Genomic DNA, 23,731 nt, shown 5'->3' with positions numbered 1-23,731 from the left:
TTGTTAGAGGCAGAAAAATGAATATATACTGAAATGAGCAGAGAATAAAATTTTCATATAAAAGTTTAGAAAGGTGGGGGATAAAATGGAAAAAAATTCAAACTTCTTTGTTATTGCTGACTCCAGTAAATGCATAGGTTGTAAAGTTTGTGAAGTAGCGTGCTTTACAGTTCATAATGAAAATAATAATGTTGCTGCTACAGTTGGTACTGTTACAATTCCGATTATACCAAGATTAAATGTTATCAAAGGTGAAGGTTTTGCTGTTCCTGTTCAATGTAGACACTGTGAGGATGCGCCTTGTGCTAATGTATGCCCTGTAAGAGCAATTAAGCAAGAAAATAATACTATAGTGGTTGATGAAAAATCTTGCATAGGTTGTAAAACCTGTTTAATGGCTTGTCCGGTTGGAGCCATAGACTTATTGCCTCAATATGATAATGGAAAAGAAATGCTTCAGCTTAATTTAAAACAAGAAGGAGAAAATGGTTTAGAAGAAATAGCAAAAAGCATTGCATATAAATGTGATTTATGTAAAGAAAGTGACAAACCAGCCTGTGTAAATGCTTGTCCGCAAAAAGCTTTGAGCCTGGTAACTGTAGCAGAAGAAAAGAAAGCTCGAAATAAGGCTGCTGCACTAAGTTTATTGCAAACATCAAAATATTATAAATAAGTAGCCTAAAATGTAAGATTTAGTAATCTATAAAATATTACTTCACATTTTGAGAAGAGAGGGAAGATGATTATGTCAATAAATATAATTAATATTGATAAAGAGTTGTGCACAGGTTGTAGACGTTGTGCGGAAGTTTGTCCTGTTAATGCTATAGAAGGTGAAGAAGGAAAACCTCAAACTATTAACTCAGATCGTTGTGTTATTTGTGGACAATGTGTACAAAAGTGTAGTGTTTACGCTTCTAATTTTGAAGAAGATATAACTGCTATAGATGTAAAAAAAGATGAAAGAGGAATGTTAGAGAGTGTTAAAGAGCCAATTTTTGCAGCATATAATATAGGACATGCTAAATTAGTTAAAAAAGCATTATCAAACCCTAATCTTTATAAAGTTGTGCAGTCTGCTCCTGCGGTAAGAGTTGCACTAGCAGAAGAATTTGGACTACCATTAGGAACGCTCACTCCAGGAAAAATGGCAGCAGCTCTTCGACGTTTGAATTTTGATAGAGTTTATGACACAAATTTTGCTGCTGATTTAACTATTATGGAAGAAGGCAGTGAGTTAATAAAAAGAGTAACTGAAGGTGGAACTTTACCGATGTTTACTTCCTGTTGTCCTGCATGGGTAAAGTTTGCTGAACAAGAGTACCCAGAACTTTTAAATCATCTATCAAGTTGTAAATCACCACAACAAATGGGAGGGGCAATGATTAAAACCTATGGGGCTAAAATTGATGATATAGATCCAGCTAAGATTTTTAGTGTATCTATTATGCCTTGCACATGTAAAAAGTTTGAATGCGATAGACCAGAAATGACTGACAGCGGATATAAGGATGTAGATATAGTTTTAACTACAAGAGAATTAGCACAATTAATAAAAGACATAGGAATTGATTTTAAAAATCTACCGGATGAAGAATTTGATCCAGCTTTAGGAAATTATACTGGTGCTGCTACTATTTTTGGTGTTACAGGCGGAGTTATGGAGGCAGCACTAAGAACAGGTTATGAGCTAATTACTAAAGAACCTATTCCAAATATAGATTTAGAGTTTATTAGAGGAAATGAGGGGGTAAGAACAGCTGTTGTTAAGGTTGGTAATTTGGAATTAAAAGTTGCTGCAGTTTCAGGTTTAAAGAACGTAGTTCCGCTACTAGAGGATGTGAAAAAAGGAAAATCTGATTTTCACTTTATAGAAGTAATGACTTGCCCAGAAGGTTGTGTTAGTGGTGGTGGGCAGCCAAAACTTCTTTTAGAAGAATGTAGACCAATAGCTTATGAGGCTAGAAAGGCTGCTACTTATGACCATGACTCTAAACTAAACTTGAGAAAATCTCATGAAAATCCTGATATTATAAAATTGTATAATGAATTTTTAGAAGAACCACTAGGCCATCAATCTCACCATTTATTACACACAAAATATATATCAAGAAAGGAATAAAAAAAATGAATACTTTTATTGTTGCGGATCCTAATAAATGTATAGGTTGTAGAACTTGTGAAATAGCCTGTGTAGTAGCTCACTCTGATAAGAATATATTTACGTCAGAAAGTTCTGAAATTGAATTTTATCCACGTTTAAGCGTTGTAAAAACAGCTCAGGTTAGTGCACCAATTCAATGTAGACAATGTGAAGACGCACCGTGTGCTAATGTGTGTCCAAATAAATCTATTACTAACAAGAACGGAGTTGTTTATATAGATAGAAGCACTTGTGTAGGTTGCAAGACTTGTCTTATGGCATGTCCTTTAGGTGCTATTGAATTAGTCCCAGAATTTAATGAGGGAGAAAAGGTAGTACAACAAGGTTTAAAGGTCGTTGAGGACGGCAAATTATGTTTTAAAGATAGAATGGTAGGTAATAAGTGTGATTTGTGTATAAGTAGAGAAAAGGGCCCAGCTTGCGTAGAAATTTGCCCAACTAAAGCACTTAATATAGTTCAATCTGATGATCTTGACATATCTGTTAGAGAAAAAAGAAAAAAGAGAGCATCAGAATTATCTAGCATGAAAGTTAAATAAAAGTTTAATCAGAGTTAAGTAGTATATAAAGACTCCAGCTAGTTTGCTGGAGTTTTATCATATGTTGTTACACAAGTTCTTATATCTTTCAAATATAAAGAGGTACTTATAAGGTGTTGGAAACGGTTAACATAGACAAAATAGTATGAATGTAATATATTAATTAATATAGATATTTTGAATTTTAAATTATATAATTAAAGGAATTTATGAAATTGTGTAGAATAAATATTATAGATAAATAATTGTGAGAAAATTTTGTAAAATCATTCTGGAAAGAGAGGGCTATGGAAAAGTTTAAGACAGCAGTAATACTAGCAGGTGGAAAAAGTTCACGAATGGGATTTGATAAACAATTTATAAAGATAAATGAAAAAATGTTGTTAGAGACTATGATTAGCAAATTAAAGAAGGAATTTGATGATATAATTATAGTTACAAATAAACCAGAGCAGTATGTAGGCAGTTCATATAAGATAGTTTCCGATGAAATAAAGGGAAAAGGACCGATGAGCGGCATTCATATCGGGCTTAAGGAAAGTAGCAGCAAGTATGTATATTTTGTAGCTTGTGATATGCCTAACATAAACATAGACTATATAAGATACATGAAGAATACAATAAAGGATTTAGATGTAGATGCGTGTATAACTAAAGTAGGCAATAAATCAGGAGCAGAACACCTTAATGCCTTTTATTCTAGAGATTTAGTAAGTGAAATAGAAAAGCTCTTTTTAAAAGATTGTAGGGCTATAGTTTATTTAACTAATAAAGTGAATACTCTCTATATAGAAGAGCAAGATGCAAGAAAGTATAGTCCAAACTGGGACATGTTTATAAATATAAATACTAAAGAAGATTTAACTAGCTATATTAATTCGTTAGATGGTTAGAAAATGCAGTATGGATTAAAAATTTTACAATGCATTTATGGAGGAGTAATATGATAGATTCATATGGAAGAAACATAAACTATTTAAGAATATCTGTTACAGATTTATGTAATCTAAGATGTAGGTATTGTATGCCTGAAGAGGGAATAACAAAAATACAATATAATGAAATATTAAGGCTAGAGGAAATATATGAATTAGCAAAAACTTTTGTGTCACTAGGAGTAAATAAAATAAGGATAACAGGAGGAGAGCCACTAATCAGAAAAGGCATCCTAAATCTAATTGAAAATATAGGTAAACTAGAGGGCATTAAGGATTTTGCTATGACTACAAATGGAATATTACTTAAAAAATATGCCAAAGACTTAAAGAGTGCAGGGCTTAATAGAGTAAATGTAAGTTTAGATACTTTAGATGCAAAAAAGTACTATGATATAACTAAGGTGGGATCTCATAAAGATGTTCTTGAAGGGATTGAAGAGGCTAAAAGAGTAGGGCTTACTCCTATAAAATTGAACACAGTTTTAGTTGGGGGATTTAATGATACTGAAATAGAAGACTTTGTTAACCTAACAAAGAATGAAGAAATAGATGTTAGATTCATTGAACTTATGCCTATCGGACAAGCAAAGGATTGGTCACTAGATAAATTTATATCAAACAAAACTGTTTTGGAAAAAGTTAAAGAACTAAAGGAGATTACAAAGGAAGATGTGTCATCGCCAGCTAACTACTATAAATTACCTAATGGAAAAGGAAGAGTAGGACTTATAAATCCTATTTCTTGCAAGTTCTGTACAAACTGTAATAGAGTTAGATTAACAGCAGACGGAAAGGTTAAACCTTGTCTTCATTCAAATGATGAAATAGATTTGAGATCCGCACTAAGAAATGGAGAAGATGTAAAGAAAATAATTCTTAACTTAATTAAGAACAAGCCTAAAGAGCATAATCTAGAGGATGGAGAATATATAAAGAGAAATATGATAGCTATAGGAGGATAACAATGGAGTTTACACATTTTAATGAAAGTGGAAGAGCACATATGGTAAATGTTGGTGAAAAAGATGATACTAAAAGAGTTGCAGTAGCAAGAGGATCCATAAAGATGAAAAAAGAAACTGTCTCCTTAATAAAGGATGGCCTTATAAAGAAAGGAGATGTTTTATCTGTAGCTCAAGTTGGGGGAATTATGGGAGCTAAGAAAACTTCTGATTTAATTCCTATGTGTCATAATATATTTATATCCGGTGCTGATATAAGTTTTAATGTATTAGAAGATGAAATAGAAATAGAAGCAACAGTATCTACCATTGGGAAAACAGGCATTGAAATGGAAGCATTAAGTGCAGTATCTATGGCAGCACTTACAATATATGATATGTGTAAAGCTGCAGACAAGTCTATGGTAATAGACAATATAAGGCTTATGAAAAAAACTGGTGGAAAAAGTGGAGAGTATATTAGAGAGTAGGTTTTCTCGCTTTAAAATTCAAAACTGCTAATTTGGACACATCGTCACTGAAAAATAAAGATAGGGAGATGAAATAAAATGAATAAGATTGGTAAAGTTGTAGCTATAAATATTAGTGAAAAAAAAGGTGTTGTAAAAAAGCCTATAGAACAAGGATTATTTATAGAAGAACATGGACTTGAAGGGGATGCACATGCAGGAAAGTGGCATAGACAGGTAAGTCTTTTAGCTCAAGAAAGTATAGATAAGATGAAAAAATCAGGAGTTGAGGGCCTTTCTGTTGGTAAGTTTGCGGAAAACATTACAACAGAGGGAATAGTGCTTTATGAACTTCCAGTAGGGACAAGACTTAAGATAGGTATAACTATTCAGGAAGTGACTCAAATAGGAAAAGAGTGTCATGGAGGATGTGAAATAAGAAGACTAGTTGGAGATTGTGTGATGCCTAGAGAAGGTATTTTTACAAGAGTTATCCAAGGAGGAGTAATAAAACCTGGAGATATTATAGAGGTTTTAGGTGACAACTAACTGTCCTGGGTCTAAAGTTTCTGGACTACTAAAAAAGCTACAAGGTATTTAATTCTTGTAGCTTTACTGTTATTCTATTAATTATATTTTGTTCCTGATATTTAAAATATACTGTTGTATATTTTAAATTATTTTTATTAAAAAATTTGATTCGGTTTTTTTAATCTCTATTTTTTCAGATATACTCTTAATGCTATTTTTAAAATTATTTTCTATAATAGCATCAGCCTTATTCATCACTTCACTGGCAGATTGTTTAATTGCATCGCTTTCTATGCTTTTAAGCATAATAAAACTTCCAGGAATAACAACATTTCGAAGACTATTAGACTCGCAAATTATTAATGTGTTTTTAGGGATTTGATTCATAAAGTACTTTATTCCATCATAAATGTGGGTGTTCAAACACTTAAGCCAATATACTCGTTCTGCTCCTGATGCAAGTAATAATGAAGTATCTTTATTTTTAGTCTTATCAAGTTCTTCTGATAACTCAAAATTATCTTTTATATTAGTGCAAACCCCACAGCCATGTCCACCTCTTGGGCATTTCCCGTGTTTATCTTTAATTGTAGTTATTTTTAATGCAATAACAGGGAACTTGTCTTTCCACTCCTTGATTAGTTCTACAGCCAGTGTGGTCTTGCCACTATTACGGCCTGTTGATCCAATTAAAATCATTTGTTCTATATTTAACAATTCCATTTACTTTTGACTCACATCCTTTTAAATTATGTACTTAATTTACTATAACGTACAGGACAATCTAATATAATTATACCACATAACACAAAATAAGAAACAATATAGCAATTTTTTGATATGTTATGCATAAATAGGTCTAAATAACTTAATATCTTTAAATAAGTATCCTAATTAAAATATTTGTATATGTAAAAAAACTAATTTATAATAAAGTCATTTCCATTTTGGTTATTTTGTGGTATATTGTAGATATAAGTAATTATTACTAAATGTAATAGTCATATGTTTTAGTATACATATTTGTATAATTTAAAGAGAAATTTACCATGTTAAAATGCTGAAGAAGCCTTGTTTTTGAAGGCTTTAAGCTTCACTTTTGTGAAAAATTTGACTAAAGATTAAGAGTTTTATGGTTTGATTGGAAAGAAAGAAGTATCTTAGCTTTTAAATAAACCAGTACTTTGCTTATTTAAAAGCTAAGTGCTGGTTTTTTGCATGATTAAAGTAAATATATTTTTAGAAAAGATAATATTAATAGTGATACTAGATAAATAATTTTAAGAGTTTAAAGATTATTTTTTAAATATCTTAGAGAAGTCAACCATAGATATCTAACAGGTTATCAACAAGTAACTTAATTTAAAATGTGCACAAGCATATTAAAATTTAAAGTACTTGTTTATAAACAATTTGATTCTATGAAAATGGAATTAAATAAAATATAATATTAAATTATTGAGGCAGGAGGATTAACTATGAATTATTTTTCAACCTCTGAACCTGTACAAAATTGTGTGAAAGCACAAGTGAAAAGGGCAACAATGCCCAAAGGTAAAGAAAGGAGTATAATACTATGAATAGTGTACTAACTACTTGTCCTTATTGTGGTACAGGATGTACCTTTTTCTTGAATGTAGAAGATGGAGAAATTGTTAGTGTAACACCTAATAAAGTAAATGCAGTAAATAAGGGAAAACTTTGTTCAAAGGGACATTTTGGTTTTGATTTTGTACATCATAAAGACCGCTTGACTAGTCCTTTGATCAGAAAAGAAGGTAATCTCGTTGAGGCTACATGGGAAGAAACAATTAATTTTATTGTCTCTAAAATTAAGAATACTGTAAAAGAATATGGTGCTGACAGCGTGGCGGCTTTTAGTTCTGCACGATGCACAAATGAAGAAAATTATCTTATGCAAAAATTAATGCGCGCAGTGATTGGTACTAATAACGTTGATCATTGCGCTCGTCTCTGACATGCTCCTACCGTGTCTGGTCTAGGCACAGCATTTGGAAGTGGGGCAATGACAAACTCAATATATGAACTTGATGATATGGGACCTAAAGACGCTATTTTTGCAATTGGGACAAACACCACAGAATGTCATCCGAAAATTGGTGTTAAAATGTTAAAGGCTAAAGCTCGTGGTACTAAATTGGTGGTGGCTGATCCACGTAAAACTGATGTGGCACGACATGCTGATGTTTGGCTGCGACATAAACCAGGTACGGATGTAGTTCTTTTGAATGGGTTGTCACATGTCATATTAACTGAAGGATTAGCTGACGAAGCATTTATTGCTGAAAGAACAGAAAACTTTGAGGCATTCAAAGAAGTTGCAATGAAGTTTACACCAGAGTATGCAGCTAGCATAACTAAGGTTCCTGCGGAAAAGATAATAGAGGCGGCAAGAATTATTGCTAAGGCTGATAATACTGCTTCTTACTATACAATGGGCATTACCCAGCATACTACAGGTGTTGATAATGTACTATCTGTAGCAAATCTTGCAATGCTTACTGGTAATATGGGTAAGCCTAAAGGTGGAGTTAACCCTCTACGTGGTCAAAATAATGTACAAGGATCATGCGATATGGGGGCTTTACCTAATGTATACACTGGTTATCAACCAGTAACTGATCCTGCTGTGAAAATGAAGTTTGAAAAAGCATGGAATGCGAAGTTAAGTGATAAAGTTGGACTTACTATTCCATCTACCTTGAATGCTATTGCAAAAGATAAGGTTAAAATATTGTATGTATTTGGTGAAAATCCAATGCGCAGTGACCCTGATATAAATCACGTAGAACATTGCTTAAAGCATTTGGATTGTTTGATTGTTCAAGATATTTTCTTGACTGAAACAGCTGAAATTGCTGATGTTGTTCTTCCTGGTGTGTCTTTTGCTGAAAAAGATGGAACTTTTAGCAGCACTGATCGTACAGTACAGCGTATTCGTAAGGCTATAGAACCAAGAGGTAATAGTCTTCCAGATTGGCAAATATTATCTAATATTATGAAGGCAATGGGCTATCCAGCGGACTATAGTTCTCCTAAAGAAATATTTGATGAAATGAGATCCTTGACACCAAGCTATGCTGGTATTACCTATAAACGATTAGAGAATGGTGGAATTCCATGGCCATGTCCGAATGAGGATCATCCTGGAACACCTATTTTGCATATTGGTAAGTTTTCTCGTGGTTTGGGTAAGTTTGCTGCAGTTGAATATAGAGAACCTGCAGAACTTCCTGATGAAGAATATCCATTGATGTTGACTACCGGACGTGTAGTTGCTCACTATCATACAGGGACTATGACGAGACGTAGTTGGGGATTAAATGGTGCTCATCCAGAAGAATCCTTGGAAATTAACCCTCAAGATGCAGAAAAACTTAATATTGAAGATGGTGATGAAATTAGTGTAACAACACGACGTGGTTCATTAATTACAAAAGCACAAGTAACAACTAGGGTACCACAAGGATTAACATTTATTACTTTTCATTTCACTGAGAGTCCAGGTAATATATTGACTAATAGTGCAGCTGATCCTGTTACTCAAACACCTGAGTTTAAAGTTTGTTCGGTAAAAGTAAAAAAATTAGACTTCTCAGATTTCGGATGTCAAAAACGTAAGATTTTCCGTAAGAAAAGTAAACATGAAGCAGTTTAAAAATAAGTTAGAAGGAGGACATTAAATTGAATACAAAACTTAACTCTTTTGTAGTAGCTGACCCTAACAAATGTATAGGTTGTAAAGCATGTGAACTTGCCTGTGCTGTTGTTCATGCTGATAATGATGGAAGGACAGTAGGAACAGTAGAGACACCGATTATGCCCCGTCTTTTTCTTGTTAAAACAGCGGAAGTAACTATGCCTATTCAATGTCGTCATTGTGAGGATGCTCCTTGTGCCAATGCATGTCCAGTATATGCTATTAATCAGGTTGATAATAAAATTTTGGTTAATGATGAAGCTTGTGTGGGTTGCAAAACCTGTATGATGGCTTGCCCATTTGGCGCAATGGATCTTGTTCCTAAGTATAGAGATGGCCAAGTAGTTACTCAGAATGTGCTTATGTCTGAGACTGATGATGGGCTAGTAGAAAAGGAAGTAATGCTGGCACATAAATGTGATTTATGTGTGACACAGCCTAACGGTCCGGCTTGTATTAGAGTATGTCCAGAGAAAGCATTGGAACTTATTGTACCAAAGCAAGTGAAAAGAAAAAGGAACGCAGAAGCAGCAATCAATTTCATTGATTCAGTGAAAAATTTTTTTGACTAAGTCTTTAAGTTAAAATAAGATAGGAGGCACTTGAGTTGACAGTAAAAACTGAAGGTATTATAAAAATTGATAAAGAGTTGTGTACAGGATGTAGGCGATGTGCGGGTATTTGTCCTGTAGATGCCATAGAAGGTGAGAAAGGCCAACCACAAATAATTAATGTTGACCGTTGTGTTTTGTGTGGTCAGTGTGTACAAATTTGCAGTGCTTATGCATCTGCATTTGATGAAGATATTGCTCCTCGTGAGCAAAAGATGAAAGAGCGTAAAATGCTTTCTTCTGTTAAGGAGCCATTATTTGCATCTTACTATACAGGACATGCCTTAGAAGTAAAAGAGGCTTTGGGGAATCTTAGCCTATTTACCATGGTACAATGTGCACCAGCAGTTCGTGTGGCTATTGGTGAAGAATTCGGCATGCCTTTTGGAAGTTTGACACCGGGTAAAATGGCAGCTGCATTAAAAAAGTTAGGGTTTAACAGAGTTTATGATACAAATTTTGCTGCTGACCTAACTATTATGGAAGAAGGTAATGAACTTATTAAAAGAGTTACAGAAGGTGGAGTATTACCGATGTTCACTTCCTGTTGTCCTGCTTGGGTAAAATTTGTTGAGCAGGATTATCCAGAGCTTATTCCTCATTTGTCTTCTTGTAAGTCTCCAATGCAAATGGCCGGTGCACTATTTAAAACATATGGTGCGAAGGTTGATAATGTGGAGGCTTCCAAGGTTTATAGTGTTTCAGTTATGCCATGTGTCTGCAAAAAATTCGAATGTGAACGTCCTGAAATGAATGGCAGTGGTTATCGTGATGTAGATGTTGTAATTACTACGAGAGAGCTTGCACAATTAATTAAGGATGCAGATATTGACTTTAATAGCTTGCCTGAAGAAGAATTTGATAAGCCATTAGGAACTTATTCTGGAGCAGGTACTATTTTTGGTGCTACTGGTGGTGTTATGGAAGCAGCTTTACGTACCGCATATGAACTGATTACTAAAGAACAAATTCCCAGTGTTGATCTTCAGTTCGTCAGAGGTGGCGAGGGTGTGAGAAAGGCAGAGGTTAAGGTTGGAGATTTAACACTAAAAGTGGCAATAGTTTCTGGTTTGAAAAATGTTGTACCGGTTTTAGAGGCGATTAGAGCAGGAAAAGCTGATTTCCATTTCATGGAGGTAATGACATGCCCAGTTGGCTGTGTTAGTGGTGGTGGACAGCCAAAGGTGTTGATGCCTGGTGAGCAAGCTAACGCGTACACCAACCGTACATGCAATACCTATGTACATGATGAAAATATGGAACATAGAAAGTCACATAATAACCCTGAAATTCAAAAAATTTATAAAGATTTCTTGGTAGAAGATAATATTCATCATCTACTTCATACCAAGTATACATCAAGGAGGTAATTGTATTGAATACCTTTGTTGTTGCAAATCCTAATAAATGTATTGGTTGTAAGGCCTGTGAAATTGCCTGTGCAGTTGCACATCTAGATACTAGCGTAGCTACTGCTGGATACATGGAAACTCCCTTTTCTCCTCGTATCAGTTTGGTAAGGGAAGAAAAGGTAACTATGCCGATACAATGTCGACAATGTGATGATGCTCCTTGTGCAAATGTTTGTCCAGTGTCAGCAATTGTTCATAAAGATGATAAAATTGTTGTAAAAACAGAGTTATGTATTGGATGTAAAACCTGTATGGTTGCTTGTCCGTTAGGTGCTATGGATATGGTTCCTCAATACCCAATCAGTGAGGAACAAATACAGGCAAATCTGAGTGTAGTTACTGAGGAAGGCGAGGAGAATAAAGAGGTTATGGTGGCACATAAATGTGATTTATGTGCGGGAAGACCTGGAGGTCCAGCCTGTGTAGAAGTTTGTCCAGGTGAAGCCTTCGTAGTAGTTAAGCAAAAAGTTATAAGTGATAGTATTAAAAATAAGCGTCTATCCAGTGCCTTAGATATTATGAGAAAATAAAAAAGTTGCAAGATATACCTTGTAATTAATCTTTGAGAGAACACAATCGAATATATTACAGGACTTCAAGTTTTTAATTCTAAGGGATAAGCCTATGGATACAAAACCAATGAGTATGTCATGAAAATGATGTGCTTTCCGTGCTTGAGAAGAAGGCCATTGCAAATGTTTATCGTAAGGATAGGTATGTGCTTTTGGCGTATACCTATCCTTTTTGTGTTCCCAGAATGGACTCATATTTAAAAGGTAAGGTATATTAAATTACGTGAAAACAAAAGTAGAAAGGAGATAGTATTTAGTGAAGTTGATCATTTGTTATATTCTTTTTCACTAAATAGCATATTATGGACAGAATTTTAGGATATGAGGTTATTAGGATAGAAGAAGATATAAAAAGTCACTTCAATGAATTATTAGTTTGTGAGTATCCTCTAACTATTTTTCTAAATAAAAGGAAGATAGCAACTCTTTTATGTAGTCCAGAAAATCTTAAGGAGTTGGCTTTAGGTTTTTTAAGAACACAGCAGCTTATAGAAAAGGTAGAAGATATAAAGTACTTCAAACTAGATGAAGTAGAGGGAGTTGCAGAAGTAGAAACTGTGAATAGAGATATTTCAGCAAGAAAGTTTTACTCGAAAATGGTTTGCTTAGAAAATATCGAGGACTGTAGCGATATTTATTCAAGTTTTCTTGACTCATTAGAATGTGAGCCTGTAGAAAGTAATATAGTATTACCTTTTGAGAAAGTTTATGAGTTTATGGAGAAGAATCTTAATTATTCGGAGGTGTACAGAAAAACTAGAGGAGTGCATTCTGTGGCTTTATGCGATACAGAAAACATAATAGCTATTTGTGAAGATGTAGCCCGTCATAATGCTTTGGACAAGATTATAGGACAATCTATTATGAAAAATACCTTCTTAAAAGATAAAATTATTATAATTAGTGGAAGATTGTCTTTGGAAATAGTTTTAAAGGCTGCTAAAATGCAGATACCTATTGTAATAGCAAAATCATCGCCTACTAGCCTGTCGGTAGAATTGGCTAAAAAGCTGAATATTACTTTAGTTGGTTTTGTTAGAGGGAAAAAAATGATTATATATGCAAATGGACATAGAATAAAGTATTAAGTTTTTAAAGTCAGAATTTAAATCGATAATTATGCTCATGATTTGTACTTTTGTGTTACATAAAATATTAAGCGTGAGGGAGAGGAAATATGAAATATACTCCAAAATCAGAAATTTACACAAGAATTGATTGTTTTAAGAAAAAATTAACGGAAGCAGATATGGATGGATCAATTATTTTGCTGAATAGTGATATATTTTATTTTACCGGTACGGTTCAGAATTCATTTCTCTATATACCTACTATTGGAGAACCAGTACTGATGGTTAAGAGAGGGCTACAACGAGCTTTGGAGGAATCACCTCTGAAAAATATTGTATCTATTAAAAATATTAAACAAATACCTGAAATACTACATGAGTTTGGATATACAGTCACAAATAAAATAGGAATGGAATTAGATGTAGTCCCATTTAATACTTATAAAACATATAAGAAGATTTTTTTACAAACTGAATTTTATGATATTTCTAATCTAATAAAAGAGATTCGAGCTGTAAAGTCACCTTATGAGATAGAACTTTTACATAATGCAATCCATGTAATTGATGAGGCCTTTTTATCAGTACCTTCATTTTTAAAGGAAGGTATGAGTGAAGTTGAACTGGCATCACTATTTGAGGCTGAAATGCGTAAGGGAGGTTATTCCGGCAGCTGCAGAATGAGAGCTTTTAATCAAGAATTTTTTTATGGAAATGTATGTACTGGGGAAAGCGGTTTTTATCCAAGTTTTTTTGATGGTCCTGTTGGAGGGGCTGGAGTTTCACTATCACATCCTCAAGGGGCAGGTTGGAAAAAGATAAAAAGAGATGAAGTAATTTATATAGATTATACCTGCATTGTTGAAGGCTATTCAGGTGATCAGACTCGAATATTTTGTATGGGTGAGCTTACTCCTAAAATGGTAAAAGCATTTGAGGATGCGGTACTTATTCAGTCAGAAATAGTAAAGGCTATGAAGCCGGGAATATCCGCTGAGGAGCCTTATTTTATGGCTCTTAAGCTAGCAGAAAAGATGGGATATAAGGATAACTTCATGGGATATAAGGAAAATCAAGTAAAGTTTTTAGGACATGGAATTGGATTAGAGTTGGATGAGTGGCCAGTATTGACAAAAGGATTTAAAATGCCTATTGTATCCGGGATGACTTTCGCAATGGAGCCTAAGTTTGTATTTCCAGAAGGGGCAATTGGTATAGAAAATAGCTTTGTTATGACAGAAAATGGTCCACAAAGAATGAGCACGAATTCCGATGTCATAACTTATGTAAAATAAGTGATAGAAAACTACTGTTAGCTATAGAAATCTAACATCAACCTTGGCTTAGGTGAGTGATTTGTGTAAGGAATTATTAGTAATATTAGTGACTTAAAGATATCTCTAAGACTGGCACTAGGAGAATTAATGAAATTAAATAGACTGGCTAAGGCGCAGACAATATTTAATTTCATTAATTCTCTAGGGTGCTTTGCCAAGAGATATCTTTAAATTGTTAAACATGTTTACATAAATATTCATAACTAAACCCAACATAAGCAAGACTTTTAAATCAAATGTTTTCCGGTAACACTTCTATTAACGGAAGCAGGATCTATTTCTAACAATTGTTTTTAATGTTTCAACTAATACATCTACTTCTGAATAAGTATTATATAAGCTAAAGCTAAGTCTAACCATTCCAGGTCGTTTAACATCTCGATTTTGTTGATAGTATTTCATCTCTTCTTCCGAAATTCCCAGTAACCTTTTTACGTATGGTTGAGCACAAAAACAACCGCTTCTTACTGCAATTCCCGACATTTGAGATAATAGTTTTGCTGTTACTTCATGATGGATACCTTTTATATTAAAAGGTAGTATAGCAACCTTGTCACATTTATAATCAGTATCACAATAAATTTTAATGTGGGGTATTTTCTTTAACCTACTAAGAGCATAATAATAGATATTCATTTCATGATCATCTATATTTTTCATACCTAAGTGTCTAAGAGTTCTAATTGCAGCAGTTAGTGCTATAACTCCCATTATGTTAGGGGTACCAGCTTCATTCCTATCTGGTGGTTCTGCCCAGGTTACAGAGTCATCTGTTACGATATCTATAGTACCGCCTCCAACATGGTCTGGTTCAGTACATAAAAAGGTTTCTTTAGGACCTATAAGAACTCCAATACCGAAAGGTGCATACATTTTATGTGCTGAAAATACAAGAAAATCAATATTTTTGTCCTTATTTGAGGATTTCATATAAATAGGGAAATGGGGAACAAGCTGAGCACCATCTACTAGTATCTTAGCACCATATCTGTGGCAAATCTTTGCTATTCTATATATTGGATTTTTATATCCAGTAACATTAGAAGCTCCTGTAACACATACAAGTTTCACCTTTCCATTATATTTTTCTAACTTGTTTTTTAAGTCATCAATTTTTAATTTTCCCAGTTCATCTACATCAATATAATCAACTATAAATTTAGTTCTCCAGGGTAAATCATTAGAATGGTGTTCCATTCTTGTAGATAAAATTATACAATCTTTATTTATACATGAAATAGCATAGGATAACTTATTTATAGCTTCTGTAGCATTTTTTACATAAATAACAGTATTTTTACGATAATCACAATGAACAAAATCGCATATGGTTTTTCGAGAATTTTCATAAACTTTAGATGAAAGAATAGATTTATAACCTGTTCCTCTATGAATCGAAGAGTAGCAATTTGAAAAATCTACTATATCAGCTAAAACAGATTTGAATGCCGGAGTAGTAGCGGCATTATCAAAATTTATAGGAACTATTGGATTGTCATTCTCATCTGGTATTCTTTCATTTACACCTGCAACCATATCCCTATAATAATATCCCTTATCATGATACATGGTAAATCACCTCTTATAATAATGATATGCACTAGTAATATAGTGGGTGATTTATTTATTTTAAACTTCAATTTAATTCTAATAACCTTCCTAAGGTTTCTATTTACGCTATGTCTAGAAAAAATAAATTTTTAATATTTGTTTACAACCTTCTTTATACCTTTTGCTTTTATGTATATAATAAAATATGGTATATTAATTCAGCAACCATAATAGTTCATCTTTGATTACATATGAAGTGTAAACTTAAAATCAGATGGGTGTATTAGAGCGGGTAGTCATCGGATAAAGAAAAAATAGAGGAGAGTGAGAATATGAAATTTAAAATTATTATAAGCAGATTGCTGGTTATGTTACTTACCATTTCTATAATAGCAGCTATACCTATAAACAAAGTTCATGCTGATGCTTATAAAGTAGTTACTTTAGGGGCAGATTTAACTGACCAACAAAAGGAAGAAATGCTCAAATATTTTAATGTTAACAGGAATGAAGTTAACTTGTTAGAAGTTAATAGAGATGAAGAAGTTAAATACTTGGGAGGTGTAGCATCTGAAAAAGAAATAGGTACAAAATCTATATCCTGTTCTTATGTAGAACCTACTAACAAAGGTGGCTTAAATATATCAACAAATAATATATACTGGGTTAGTGAAAGTATGATAAGAAATGCTTTAATTACTGCAGGTATACAGAATGCAAATGTTAAAGCGGCAGCGCCTTTTAAGGTATCAGGTACAGCAGCGCTTACAGGAATATTAAAAGGTTTTGAAAACAGCAGTGGCGGAAAAAAAATTGATGAAAATAAAAAGAAAACTGCTAATGAAGAATTGGTAGTGACAGGTAAATTAGGAGAAAAAATCGGACAAGATCAAGCAGCTAATTTAATAAATGATGCTAAAAAAGAAGTTGTAAAAGAAAAACCAAAAACTGATGAAGAAATAGAAAAGATAGTGAGTGGTGTAACACAAAATTATAGTAATAAGTTAACTGATGAAGATATTAAAAACATAACAGAGTTAATGAAAAAGATAAATAGTTTAAATTTAGATTTTCAGCAAATAAAAGATCAATTGAATGATGTTACAAAACAATTAAAAGGAACTTTAACAAGTAGTGAAGCTCAAGGGTTCTTTAATAGCATATTGAATGCAATTAAGAGTTTTTTCGCTAAAATTTTTGGTTAAAATAAACTCTGTAAAAAATATAATAGATTTATTTTAATATTAAGGATATAATTTTACTATTCGTGAAAAATTAAATTATGAAAAAGAAAATAAAATAAAGGCGGTCTAATATGAGAAATTTAAAGATGTCAATACAGTATGATGGAAGTAAATATAAGGGATGGCAAAAACAAAAAAGTGATGCCTTAACAATACAAGATAAAATAGAAAGTGTTTTATCAAAGATGACTGGAGAAGATATTCAGGTAATAGGATGCGGAAGAACTGACGCAGGTGTGCATGCTGAAAATTATGTAGCAAACTTCCATACTGATTGTCAGTTTAAAATAGAGACTATGATGGACTATTTATATCAATTTTTACCTGAAGATATTGTAGTAAAATCTATGAAGGATACAAGCGAAAGATTTCACGCAAGATATAATGTGAAATCAAAGACTTATGTATATAGAATAAATAACAATAAATTTAGAAATGTATTTAATAGAAAATATGTTTATCACACTGATGAGAAGCTTGATTTAAATGAAATGAGAAATGCAACAGAGGTTTTAATTGGAACTCATGATTTCCAAAGTTTTACTAGTTTAAAACCGAATACTAAATCTACAGTTAGGACTATAAATCATATAAAGATAACAGAAGATAATGGTATAATAGAAATAGAAGTTAATGGAAACGGATTTTTGTTAAATATGGTAAGAATAATTACAGGAACTCTTTTAGAAGTAGGTAAAGGTGAGCTTAAACCAAAAGATGTAGAAAGAATATTAGGCGAAAAGAAAAGATCAGAAGCTGGTCCAATAGCTCAGGCTAAAGGGTTAACACTAAAGGATGTTCAATATTAGAGTCCTAAGTATCTTTCCATAGTATTTAATATCAAACTTAATATTTAGAATAAAAAGAGAGTAGAAATGCTCTCTTTTTTATAGAATCTGTAGAATTAGCTTGTATAATATACATAGAGTAAGCTTAATTTGCCTTTTTTATCCTTTTCACTACTGTCCATCTATTGAAAAAATAATTTTAATGTACTATAATAAATATATTGTACCATAATTTAACATAACTTATAGTTATACTATATTATATTTAAAAAGATATAATGGGGTTTATACAATAATTGTAAAGTTGAAAAATTCTTTTAAACAATATTTAGATAAAATTATATTCAATATAAGGACAAGCATTTAAGGACATTATCAATTGTTATTTTATGAATATTTATATTATAATTTAATGTGTTTACAAAAAAATAATTATATATAATTAAGATTTCACTATTTCGCAAAAATTAAGTTTGCAGTGATTTGCACATTGACAAAAATAGACAAAATAGTGTATTATAATTTTAATATTAAGAGTATTATAAAATATGTAGGTCTCTGAGTCTTAAATGTTAAGAAAAAGTTGACAGGCCTAAGAAGAATATGGTTGAAAACGATTGCGGAGACTATCCGAAAATAATTAAGAACAGGAGAAAGTTTTGAAATGCTAATGCTTATAAAAGAGATACTTCCTGTTATAAGTATGTCTCTAATAGTATCTATGTCATCTACAGTGATAGCAGCAGTATCAGGAATAACTATAGGTGTTCTAGTAGGACTAAGAGATTTTAAAATGAAAAGACTTATAGTAAGATTATTAGAAACCCTTATGAGTACTCCACCAGTACTTATGGGGCTTTTGGTATATTTGTTAATCTCAAGAAAGGGTGTTTTAGGAAGTTTAGAACTTTTATTTTCTCCAACTGCTATGATTATAGCACAGGTACTGTTGGTGTTTCCTATAATAACTGGTCTGACCATTAGTTCTGTAGAAAAACAAGGTAGAGAAATTAAAAAAAACTGTGAAGTACTAGGTGCTTCAAAAACTAAAACGGTGTTAACCATAATAAGTGAAATGAAAGGACAATTACTTACTATTATTGCCACTGGTTTCGGAAGAGCTATTTCAGAGGTAGGAGCAGTAATGATGGTAGGTGGAAATATTAAAGATCATACAAGAGTAATGACCACCTACATAGCCCTAGAAACAGGAAAAGGAAATTTCGAAGGGGCTATTATTATAGGGGGAATATTACTTGTTATTTCGCTAATTATAAATACTATTCTGCATAAATTCAAGGGAAGTGAAATTAATGAATATTGAGGTTTCAAATGTTACAAAACAATATGGAGATAGAGTAGTATTAAATATTGATAAATTTAATTTTAATAAACCGGGATTATACTTGATTTTGGGATTGAATGGAAGTGGGAAAAGTACATTTCTTGAGTGTATATCAGGAATAAATAAAGTCAGTTCAGGAAGTATAAAATATGACGATAAGAGCTTTAATGATGTAAAAGGGCAAGTTTCAATGCTGCTTCAAAAGTCTTATATTTTCAATACATCTGTAAAGAAAAATATAATAAAAGGACTTCTATTTAAAGAAAAAAAGTGGGAAGAGCGTCTAGAAAAGTACAATTCTTATATTAAAGATTTTGATCTGGAAAAGTTAATAGATAAAAATGCAAGAACCTTATCTGGTGGAGAAAAAGCAAAAACAGCCCTTCTTAGAGTAGCTATGCTAGAGACAAAGCTAACTTTACTAGATGAACCAACTGCTAGTATGGATTTAGAAAGCACATTAGTTGCTGAGAAATTAATAAAGCAAATGGCTTTAGAAGGTAGGACTGTAATAATGATTACTCATGACTTATACCAGGCTAAGAGAATAGCTGATTATGTTCTATACATGGATAAAGGCAAAATTATTGAATATGGAGGTAAGGATAAGTTTTTCAGTAATCCTTCAAATGAAAAAGTAAAAATCTTGCTAAATATAGGCAACATAAATTCGAATCAATTGTTAAAGGCATCATTGTGATGATGTAAGATAGGAGGCGCTAAAGTATGGACTTTTATAAAGTGTTATCAATTGAAGAAGTAAAAGACATAATTAACTCTAATTTTTTTCTAAATTTAGAAAAAGAATTAATAAATCTAAAGGAATGTAATGACAGAATACTATACGAGGATATTGTTTCGTCATTAAATATTCCTGGCTTTAAAAGATCTGTTGTGGATGGGTACGCAGTAAAGTGTAAGGATGTACAAGGAGCTAGTGAAAGCATACCTTCTATGATGGAGCTAAAGGGAGAGGTTACAATGGGCAAAATGCCCTCTAAAGCATTGAAATTTCCAGGAGAATGCATGTATATACCAACTGGAGGAATGCTGCCTGAGGGAGCTGACAGTGTAGTGATGATAGAATACACTGATAAAATGGATGATTCTACTATACTTGTTAATAAACCAGTTTCTTCTGGAGAAAATGTATTGGATGAAGATGAGGATGTGGAATTAGGAGAAGCTGTGCTTAAAGCAGGAACACTGCTTAAACCTTATAGTATAAGTATGCTGTCAAGTTTAGGAATTATCAAAGTGCCAGTGGTTTGCAAACCAAAGGTAGGAATAATCTCTACTGGAGATGAAATTGTATCACCAGAAGAATATCCGCAGCCAGGACAAATTAGAGACATAAACTCATATCTTCTTTATTCTTCTGTAATTGAAGACGGTGGAGAGCCAATATTCTATGGGGTTATAAAGGATGACTATGAAAATCTACTAGAAACTGCAAGAAAGGCTATTGAAGAATGTGATGTAGTTCTTATATCTGGGGGGAGTTCAGTAGGAAAGAAGGATCAAACTGCAAAAATTATTGATGTACTTGGCGACCCAGGTATACTTCTTCACGGAATATCTATAAAACCAGGAAAGCCTACTATAGTGGGAAAAGTGAAAGACAAACCTATATTTGGATTACCAGGGCATCCTTTGTCCTGTGCGGTAGTATATAGAGTACTAGTTAGGTATCTTTTACAGAGAATGCTGAAGGTTGAAGAAGTGGAATATCCTATTCCCTGCAAATTCAGCACTAACTATCATAAAGCTAAAGGAAGAGAAGAGTATCTTCCAGTTACTATCGAAAATATAGAGGGAGAATATATAGCTATACCTGTTTTAACTAAGTCTGCTGCTATTAGTGGATTTACTAAGGCTTGGGGTTATGTGAAGATTGATAAGAACGTAGAAGGAGTTCTTAAAGATCAAAAGGTATATGTTTATAAATTTCAGAGGTGATATTATGGCACAGAAAGTATATTTATCAAATTATGAATTTAAAGAAGCATTGAATAAATACTTAGAGAAAATAGGTTCTGTATTTCTTAATAAAGAAATAATAAATACAGAAGAAAGCTTAGGCAGGGTTACTGCAGAGGCAGTTTATTCAAAAATTTCTTCGCCTTTTTACAACTGTTCTGCTATGGATGGAATTGCTCTTCATAGTTCAAAAACTATAGGAGCATCTGAAAAGCGTCCTGTTATATTAGAAGAAGGAAAAGATTATATAGTAGTAGACACAGGTGATCCAGTTCTAAGAGAATACGATTGCGTAATAATGGTGGAAGATATAGTTAACATAGACCAAAATAAAATTCAAATATATAAAAGTGCAGCTCCTTGGCAAAACATACGTCCCTTAGGTGAAGATATTGTGGAAAATCAACTTATTATTCCATCAGGTCATGCTGTAAGACCTGTAGATATAGGTGCTATGCTAGCAGGAGGAGTAAATACTATTGAAGTCTATAAAAAACCTTTAGTAGGTATTATACCAACAGGTACTGAACTAGTGGAGCCAGGAAGCGATCTTAAAGTTGGAGACATAATTGATTTTAATTCAAGAGTGTTTAGTGGGCAGGTTATTGAATATGGAGGAATACCAAAAAGATACGGTATAGTGAAAGATGACTATGAAGTTTTAAAGGAAACTTTAAAAAGAGCTGTTTCAGAGTGCGATATTGTTATAATCAATGCTGGTTCTTCCGCTGGAAGAGAAGACTTTACAAGTGATTTAATTGCTGATTTGGGGACAGTTTACATACATGGTATTGCTATAAAGCCAGGAAAACCTACTATTATGGGACAGATTGATAACAAGCCTGTTCTTGGTATACCTGGATATCCTGTTTCTGCTTATTTTATAATGGAGAAAGTTCTTAAAAAAGTGATAGAAGGTTACCAAGGATTAAAATTGAAAGAGCCGCAGAGGGTAGAGGCAATTTTATCAAGAAGAATTATGTCTTCCTTAAAGTATTTAGAATTTGTAAGGATGAAGCTTGGATATGTAGGAAATAAGGTTATTGCTACACCATTGTCAAGAGGTGCAGGTGCTACGATGTCACTAGTTAGAGCGGATGGAACATTAGAAGTTCCTCAAAATGTAGAAGGCATTGAAGCAGGAACTAAAGTGGAAATAAACCTTATGAGAGACATGGAGGAAATAAAAAATACTATTGTGTGCATAGGCAGCCATGATCCAGTATTGGATATATTAGCAGATATGCTTCATGTAAAAAGTAATCATTATTATTTATCTTCAGCTCACACAGGAAGTATGGGAGGGATAATGGCCCTTAAGAATGAGGAAACCCATATAGCACCAATTCACTTATTAGATATGGAAAGTGGAGAATATAACATTTCCTATATTAACAGATATTTGAAGGATAAGAAGATTGCGTTGGTAAAGGGAGTAAAGAGAATTCAAGGTCTTATAGTACAGAAAGGAAATCCTTTATCACTTAAAAGCATTTCGGATATTCCTGCAAAAAATGCACGCTTTGTAAATAGACAAAGGGGAGCTGGTACAAGATTACTTTTAGACTATTACTTGAGAAAGCTTGATATTTCACCAGAACGAATTAATGGATATGAGAGGGAAGAAATTACCCATCTTTCAGTGGCAGCAGCAGTAGCTAGCGGTGATGTAGATTGTGGACTTGGCGTATATTCTGCAGCAGATATGATGGGACTTGATTTTATTCCAGTATGTAATGAAGAATATGATTTTGCAGTACCTGTAGAGTATTTAGAACTTGATATGATCAAAGAATTATTCCAGGTTATGAAAAGCAGTGAATTTTTAAAAGAACTTGATAAACTTGGAGGCTATGATTATTCAGATATATGTGAAATAGTATATATTTAGAGAATGAATTTTTATACTTGGTAAGTCTTTCGCATATAATTTAGAGAAAGCAAAAAAATTTTAAAAGAAAAAATTATATAAAGTATAGAGGGATGCCTAAAGATATTTAACAGGTAAACTTTATCTGGTTCGTAGACAAAGATCATCTGATTCAAGTTTCAGCTCACTTGAAAGGGGAGGTTATAATGGCTAGTGTTTTAGCAGTAAATATAAGTGAGAAAAAAGGCGTTGCAAAGAAGCCTATTGAAAGGGGATATTTTGAAGTAAATCATGGTCTGTTAGGAGATGTCCATGCAGGAAACGGCCACAGACAGGTAAGTTTGCTTGCACAGGAAAGTATCGATAAGATGAAACAATCAGGAATAAAGGGATTATGTACAGATAAATTTACTGGAAATCTTACTACTGAAGGTATAGTTCTCTATGAGTTGTGTATTGGTGCAAAAATTAAAATTGGAGAAGTTGTTCTAGCGGTTACCCAAGTTGGAAAGCAATGTCATAAAGGCTGTGAAATAAGAAACTCAGTAGGTGATTGTATACTTCCAAGACAAAGTATATTTGTTGAAGTACTAAAGGCTGGATGGATTAAAGAAGGAGACGAAGTTGAAGTAATATGAAAAATCCTG

Annotated in this window: 22 protein-coding genes and 1 riboswitch; of the genes, 20 read left to right on the top strand and 2 right to left on the bottom strand. The window is 32.9% G+C overall.

The features are described 5' to 3' along the window. Window positions 1–85: 85 nt before the first annotated feature. From CLMAG_RS17305 to CLMAG_RS17275, 7 genes are all read left to right on the top strand, one after another. Window positions 86–673, top strand: coding sequence for a 4Fe-4S dicluster domain-containing protein (locus CLMAG_RS17305; protein WP_066625399.1), 588 nt, complete (start codon window positions 86–88; stop codon window positions 671–673). A gap of 72 nt (window positions 674–745) precedes the next feature. Continuing rightward, the gene (locus CLMAG_RS17300) at window positions 746–2,122 is read left to right on the top strand and encodes a [FeFe] hydrogenase, group A (RefSeq protein ID WP_066625397.1); all 1,377 of its coding nucleotides are present in this window, start codon (window positions 746–748) and stop codon (window positions 2,120–2,122) included. Window positions 2,123–2,127: 5 nt separating this feature from the next. Then, a complete protein-coding gene (locus CLMAG_RS17295) occupies window positions 2,128–2,703 on the top strand; it encodes a 4Fe-4S dicluster domain-containing protein (RefSeq protein WP_066625393.1) in 576 nt (191 codons plus the stop codon). A gap of 287 nt (window positions 2,704–2,990) precedes the next feature. Continuing rightward, a complete protein-coding gene (gene mobA / locus CLMAG_RS17290) occupies window positions 2,991–3,596 on the top strand; it encodes a molybdenum cofactor guanylyltransferase (RefSeq protein ID WP_066625390.1) in 606 nt (201 codons plus the stop codon). A 50-nt stretch (window positions 3,597–3,646) separates the two neighbouring features. Then, window positions 3,647–4,603, top strand: a complete 957-nt coding sequence (gene moaA, locus CLMAG_RS17285) for a GTP 3',8-cyclase MoaA (RefSeq protein WP_066625387.1) — start codon at window positions 3,647–3,649, stop codon at window positions 4,601–4,603. Window positions 4,604–4,605: 2 nt separating this feature from the next. Then, the gene (gene moaC / locus CLMAG_RS17280; protein ID WP_066625384.1) at window positions 4,606–5,073 is read left to right on the top strand and encodes a cyclic pyranopterin monophosphate synthase MoaC; all 468 of its coding nucleotides are present in this window, start codon (window positions 4,606–4,608) and stop codon (window positions 5,071–5,073) included. Window positions 5,074–5,160: 87 nt separating this feature from the next. Further along, window positions 5,161–5,601, top strand: a complete 441-nt coding sequence (locus CLMAG_RS17275) for an MOSC domain-containing protein (RefSeq protein ID WP_066626258.1) — start codon at window positions 5,161–5,163, stop codon at window positions 5,599–5,601. 123 nt (window positions 5,602–5,724) lie between these two features. Here the strand turns inward: CLMAG_RS17275 and CLMAG_RS17270 are convergent, their stop codons facing one another. Further along, the gene (locus CLMAG_RS17270) at window positions 5,725–6,306 is read right to left on the bottom strand and encodes a P-loop NTPase family protein (RefSeq protein WP_066625381.1); all 582 of its coding nucleotides are present in this window, start codon (window positions 6,304–6,306) and stop codon (window positions 5,725–5,727) included. An 853-nt stretch (window positions 6,307–7,159) separates the two neighbouring features. On the opposite strand from CLMAG_RS17270, the gene fdhF reads away from it, so the two are divergent. The 6 genes from fdhF to CLMAG_RS17240 all read left to right on the top strand — a co-directional run bounded on the left by fdhF (window position 7,160) and on the right by CLMAG_RS17240 (window position 14,264). Beyond that, window positions 7,160–9,262: a formate dehydrogenase subunit alpha gene (gene fdhF / locus CLMAG_RS17265; protein ID WP_082831983.1), complete on the top strand. Its 2,103-nt coding sequence runs from the start codon at window positions 7,160–7,162 to the stop codon at window positions 9,260–9,262. Window positions 9,263–9,288: 26 nt separating this feature from the next. Then, window positions 9,289–9,876, top strand: a complete 588-nt coding sequence (locus CLMAG_RS17260; protein WP_066625378.1) for a 4Fe-4S dicluster domain-containing protein — start codon at window positions 9,289–9,291, stop codon at window positions 9,874–9,876. 35 nt (window positions 9,877–9,911) lie between these two features. Next, window positions 9,912–11,285, top strand: coding sequence for a [FeFe] hydrogenase, group A (locus CLMAG_RS17255; RefSeq protein WP_066625375.1), 1,374 nt, complete (start codon window positions 9,912–9,914; stop codon window positions 11,283–11,285). 5 nt (window positions 11,286–11,290) lie between these two features. Then, a complete protein-coding gene (locus tag CLMAG_RS17250; RefSeq protein ID WP_066625372.1) occupies window positions 11,291–11,857 on the top strand; it encodes a 4Fe-4S dicluster domain-containing protein in 567 nt (188 codons plus the stop codon). Between the two features lie 51 nt (window positions 11,858–11,908). Further along, window positions 11,909–12,028, top strand: a riboswitch (molybdenum cofactor riboswitch). A 173-nt stretch (window positions 12,029–12,201) separates the two neighbouring features. Beyond that, a complete protein-coding gene (gene fdhD, locus CLMAG_RS17245) occupies window positions 12,202–12,987 on the top strand; it encodes a formate dehydrogenase accessory sulfurtransferase FdhD (RefSeq protein ID WP_066625366.1) in 786 nt (261 codons plus the stop codon). Between the two features lie 89 nt (window positions 12,988–13,076). After that, window positions 13,077–14,264 carry a M24 family metallopeptidase gene (locus CLMAG_RS17240; protein WP_066625364.1) on the top strand — a complete coding sequence of 396 codons (1,188 nt, stop codon included), beginning with the start codon at window positions 13,077–13,079 and terminating at the stop codon, window positions 14,262–14,264. 300 nt (window positions 14,265–14,564) lie between these two features. Here CLMAG_RS17240 and CLMAG_RS17235 read toward each other — a convergent pair whose 3' ends face one another. Further along, window positions 14,565–15,875, bottom strand: coding sequence for an aminotransferase class V-fold PLP-dependent enzyme (locus CLMAG_RS17235; RefSeq protein ID WP_066625362.1), 1,311 nt, complete (start codon window positions 15,873–15,875; stop codon window positions 14,565–14,567). A 314-nt stretch (window positions 15,876–16,189) separates the two neighbouring features. On the opposite strand from CLMAG_RS17235, the gene CLMAG_RS17230 reads away from it, so the two are divergent. The 7 genes from CLMAG_RS17230 to CLMAG_RS17200 all read left to right on the top strand — a co-directional run bounded on the left by CLMAG_RS17230 (window position 16,190) and on the right by CLMAG_RS17200 (window position 23,722). Continuing rightward, window positions 16,190–17,062, top strand: a complete 873-nt coding sequence (locus CLMAG_RS17230) for a DUF1002 domain-containing protein (protein WP_066625359.1) — start codon at window positions 16,190–16,192, stop codon at window positions 17,060–17,062. A gap of 110 nt (window positions 17,063–17,172) precedes the next feature. Beyond that, window positions 17,173–17,910 (top strand): tRNA pseudouridine(38-40) synthase TruA, encoded by a 738-nt coding sequence (gene truA, locus CLMAG_RS17225; RefSeq protein ID WP_175562205.1) that lies wholly within the window; start codon window positions 17,173–17,175, stop codon window positions 17,908–17,910. Window positions 17,911–18,553: 643 nt separating this feature from the next. After that, window positions 18,554–19,213, top strand: a complete 660-nt coding sequence (locus tag CLMAG_RS17220; protein ID WP_066625354.1) for an ABC transporter permease — start codon at window positions 18,554–18,556, stop codon at window positions 19,211–19,213. Then, window positions 19,203–19,934, top strand: a complete 732-nt coding sequence (locus CLMAG_RS17215) for an ATP-binding cassette domain-containing protein (RefSeq protein WP_066625352.1) — start codon at window positions 19,203–19,205, stop codon at window positions 19,932–19,934. The genes CLMAG_RS17220 and CLMAG_RS17215 overlap by 11 nt, the downstream gene beginning before the upstream one ends. A gap of 26 nt (window positions 19,935–19,960) precedes the next feature. Beyond that, the gene (locus tag CLMAG_RS17210) at window positions 19,961–21,193 is read left to right on the top strand and encodes a molybdopterin molybdotransferase MoeA (RefSeq protein WP_066625350.1); all 1,233 of its coding nucleotides are present in this window, start codon (window positions 19,961–19,963) and stop codon (window positions 21,191–21,193) included. Window positions 21,194–21,197: 4 nt separating this feature from the next. Beyond that, complete coding sequence (locus CLMAG_RS17205) at window positions 21,198–23,105, top strand: molybdopterin biosynthesis protein (protein ID WP_066626254.1); 1,908 nt, start codon at window positions 21,198–21,200, stop codon at window positions 23,103–23,105. Window positions 23,106–23,290: 185 nt separating this feature from the next. Then, window positions 23,291–23,722 (top strand): MOSC domain-containing protein, encoded by a 432-nt coding sequence (locus tag CLMAG_RS17200; protein ID WP_066625348.1) that lies wholly within the window; start codon window positions 23,291–23,293, stop codon window positions 23,720–23,722. Window positions 23,723–23,731: the final 9 nt, after the last annotated feature.

It is taken from the genome of Clostridium magnum DSM 2767 (genome assembly GCF_001623875.1).
GTDB lineage: Bacteria > Bacillota > Clostridia > Clostridiales > Clostridiaceae > Clostridium_AM > Clostridium_AM magnum.
Note: the sequence above shows the minus strand (reverse complement) of the source record. Positions and strands in the feature narration are given on the sequence as shown.

Bases quoted from the DNA above. Each gene is read 5' to 3' on its own strand.
- CLMAG_RS17210 (WP_066625350.1), top strand. From the start codon at position 19,961: ATGGACTTTTATAAAGTGTTATCAATTGAAGAAGTAAAAGACATAATT.
- CLMAG_RS17295 (WP_066625393.1), top strand. From the start codon at position 2,128: ATGAATACTTTTATTGTTGCGGATCCTAATAAATGTATAGGTTGTAGA.
- CLMAG_RS17215 (WP_066625352.1), top strand. From the start codon at position 19,203: ATGAATATTGAGGTTTCAAATGTTACAAAACAATATGGAGATAGAGTA.
- CLMAG_RS17240 (WP_066625364.1), top strand. From the start codon at position 13,077: ATGAAATATACTCCAAAATCAGAAATTTACACAAGAATTGATTGTTTT.
- moaA (WP_066625387.1), top strand. From the start codon at position 3,647: ATGATAGATTCATATGGAAGAAACATAAACTATTTAAGAATATCTGTT.
- truA (WP_175562205.1), top strand. From the start codon at position 17,173: ATGAGAAATTTAAAGATGTCAATACAGTATGATGGAAGTAAATATAAG.
- CLMAG_RS17200 (WP_066625348.1), top strand. From the start codon at position 23,291: ATGGCTAGTGTTTTAGCAGTAAATATAAGTGAGAAAAAAGGCGTTGCA.
- fdhD (WP_066625366.1), top strand. From the start codon at position 12,202: ATGGACAGAATTTTAGGATATGAGGTTATTAGGATAGAAGAAGATATA.
- mobA (WP_066625390.1), top strand. From the start codon at position 2,991: ATGGAAAAGTTTAAGACAGCAGTAATACTAGCAGGTGGAAAAAGTTCA.
- CLMAG_RS17230 (WP_066625359.1), top strand. From the start codon at position 16,190: ATGAAATTTAAAATTATTATAAGCAGATTGCTGGTTATGTTACTTACC.
- moaC (WP_066625384.1), top strand. From the start codon at position 4,606: ATGGAGTTTACACATTTTAATGAAAGTGGAAGAGCACATATGGTAAAT.
- CLMAG_RS17300 (WP_066625397.1), top strand. From the start codon at position 746: ATGTCAATAAATATAATTAATATTGATAAAGAGTTGTGCACAGGTTGT.
- CLMAG_RS17235 (WP_066625362.1), bottom strand. From the start codon at position 15,875: ATGTATCATGATAAGGGATATTATTATAGGGATATGGTTGCAGGTGTA.
- CLMAG_RS17220 (WP_066625354.1), top strand. From the start codon at position 18,554: ATGCTAATGCTTATAAAAGAGATACTTCCTGTTATAAGTATGTCTCTA.
- CLMAG_RS17205 (WP_066626254.1), top strand. From the start codon at position 21,198: ATGGCACAGAAAGTATATTTATCAAATTATGAATTTAAAGAAGCATTG.
- CLMAG_RS17270 (WP_066625381.1), bottom strand. From the start codon at position 6,306: ATGGAATTGTTAAATATAGAACAAATGATTTTAATTGGATCAACAGGC.
- CLMAG_RS17305 (WP_066625399.1), top strand. From the start codon at position 86: ATGGAAAAAAATTCAAACTTCTTTGTTATTGCTGACTCCAGTAAATGC.